Below are 2,265 nucleotides of genomic sequence, written 5' to 3'. Positions count from 1 at the left end.
ACAAAACCAGGCCAATCCTGTCCGATTCCGGTAACGGACCCCAAGTCCCACGCCCCTCACATAACCAAAATCAGACAAAATAAGGGCAAATTTGTCCGATTCCGGTAACGGGAGTTCCAGGGCCCATGACCCCGCATTACCAAAATCGGACAGAATAGGGCCGATTTTGTCTGAAAATGGTAGGAGGGAGTGGACCTAGTGATTACCGAAATCAGACAGAAACAGGGGGATTTTGTCTGAAAATGGTAGGAGGAATGGGACGCTGAGCGCCGCGGGTTACCGGCGGGACCGGCCGCGGGTTACCGGCATCGCTGGCCGCGGAATACTGGGCAGGGCTGGCCGCGGGTTACCGGACGAGATCTGCCGCGGGTTACTGGCGTCGGCGGCCGCGGGTTACCGGGTTACCGGGCGTCGTCGGCTTCGGATTGGGCGAAGGCCTGTCGTACCTCTTCGGCGGTGGGGCGAGGCTGGCCGGGAATGCAAAGCGTCATGTACGTGGCGAACTCCTCGGTCAGATCCACGAATTCGCGCGTGCGCCGCTCCCCCATCTGCGAGAAAATCCAGCAAATGGCTTCGCGCATATCCTCACGCTGCCGCTCGGCACGCGCACGACCGGCCTCGGTCAAGCTCACATGCACGATACGGCGATCCTTGGGATCGACCTCGCGCTGAATCTGCCCTTTCTTCTCCAGCGCGGACAGCAGCGTGGACACCCTGCCGGACGTGGCTTTCAGCGCAGCGGCAAGCTGCGACGGCGTCTGCGACCCTTTGACTCCAAGCTCGCGAATGATGAACGGCTCGCCCTTGGAATCACGCGACATCGCCTGCTGCATCCGCGACTTCTTGCCCCACATCGCTTTCATCAGCTTGTCGAACGACTCTTGCTCGAACCCCACGCCGCTTCCCGCCTTTCCGATCACACGCCAAGTCGCGCTAATACACGGCAATAATATCTTTCACCGTAAACAATTTTTCGTTCAGCGCGGAAGCGACGCAAGCTCCTCCTCGCTCAGCTCAAGCCGGACCGCCGCGAAGGAATCGTTGATTTCATGCGGATTCCTGGCGCTGGGAATGGTGAACAGCCGATCGTACCGGCTCAGCTCCCACGCCAGCACCACGCGCTGGTACGAGCACCCGCGCTTCGCCGCGACCGCACGGAACGGGTCATACGCGCTCTGATCGAACGCGTCGAGGAACCCGCCGAGCGGACTCCAGCACACGAAGGCGAGTCCCAGTTCGGCGCAATGCTTCATCGTCCGTTCCGGATCGGGATGGGACGGTGAAAACTGGTTCTGCACCGCGATCAGCCCATCGCCCAGAATCCCGCGCGCGATATCGATCTGCTCATCGTTCACGCGCGAAACGCCCGCATAGCGAATCACGCCCTCATCGAGCAGCTGTTTCAGCGCACCGCACTGATCCTCGTACGGCACCGACGGGTCGGGACCATGCGAGTACAGCAGGTCGAGCGCGTCCACGCCCAAATGCCGCGCGGATTCCTTGGCGTCGCGGATCATGGTTTCCGGCCGCGAATCGGCCATCCATCCGTACCGACTGCCGGCGGCTTGCAAGCGCTGATGCGCGGGTCGCGTCTCGTCGGCCACGGCATGATCACCGTTTTCCGCCGCCACCGCCTCGCACGTGCGGCGATACCCGGTTTTTGTAGCGACCAGCACTTCGTCGCGCGGCCCATCCCACGTGGCAAGCGCGTCGCGGACCAGCTGCTCGCCGTACCCCAGGTCTTCCGGCGTGCCGGTTCCGGGAACGCTCGGCACGTAATACGACCACGCGGTGTCGAGATAGCGCACGCCGGCGTCGAGTCCGGCATGGATCGTTTCGATCGCCGTATCACGATCCGGACGGCCTTCGATGGCGAGCGCCATCGTGCCCATGCCCAGTCGCGGGATCGTGAATCCCGCCAGTTCGCCCGTGTTCGCGGCGCTTGCGGTGCTTTCCGTAATCGCCGTGCTTTCCGTGTTCGCTGTATTCGCTGTGTTTTCCGTATTCTCCACTGTCATATTCACCGCCATCGTGCAAATCTCCGTTCGACGCCCCCATTCTCGCACACCTTCCGCACACCCCACACACCTCTTGCGCACGTCTTGCGCATCTCCCGCGTATCACCCCACCCATCACCCCGCACACCCACCACAGCAGATCAGACGGAAGCGTCCAACGTAACGCCGGGCGCTTCCATCAGACCGCCGCAACGCCGAAATCAGCCGCCCTGCCCGAAGGTGACGATCTCCACCGTGTCGGTGCCCT

General features: G+C 62.4%; 2 protein-coding genes. Both read right to left on the bottom strand.

Features of this window, described 5'->3' with window-relative positions; genetic code table 11:
• Nucleotides 1-401 precede the first annotated feature (401 nt).
• Nucleotides 402-896, bottom strand: a complete 495-nt coding sequence (locus KIH75_RS09955; protein ID WP_219056545.1) for a MarR family winged helix-turn-helix transcriptional regulator — start codon at nt 894-896, stop codon at nt 402-404.
• 81 nt (nt 897-977) lie between these two features.
• Nucleotides 978-1,892 (bottom strand): aldo/keto reductase, encoded by a 915-nt coding sequence (locus tag KIH75_RS09950; RefSeq protein WP_236028258.1) that lies wholly within the window; start codon nt 1,890-1,892, stop codon nt 978-980.
• Nucleotides 1,893-2,265: the final 373 nt, after the last annotated feature.

This window comes from Bifidobacterium pongonis (genome assembly GCF_019331805.1).
GTDB lineage: Bacteria > Actinomycetota > Actinomycetes > Actinomycetales > Bifidobacteriaceae > Bifidobacterium > Bifidobacterium pongonis.
Note: the sequence above shows the minus strand (reverse complement) of the source record. Positions and strands in the feature narration are given on the sequence as shown.

Bases quoted from the DNA above. Each gene is read 5' to 3' on its own strand.
- KIH75_RS09950 (WP_236028258.1), bottom strand. From the start codon at position 1,892: ATGGGCACGATGGCGCTCGCCATCGAAGGCCGTCCGGATCGTGATACG.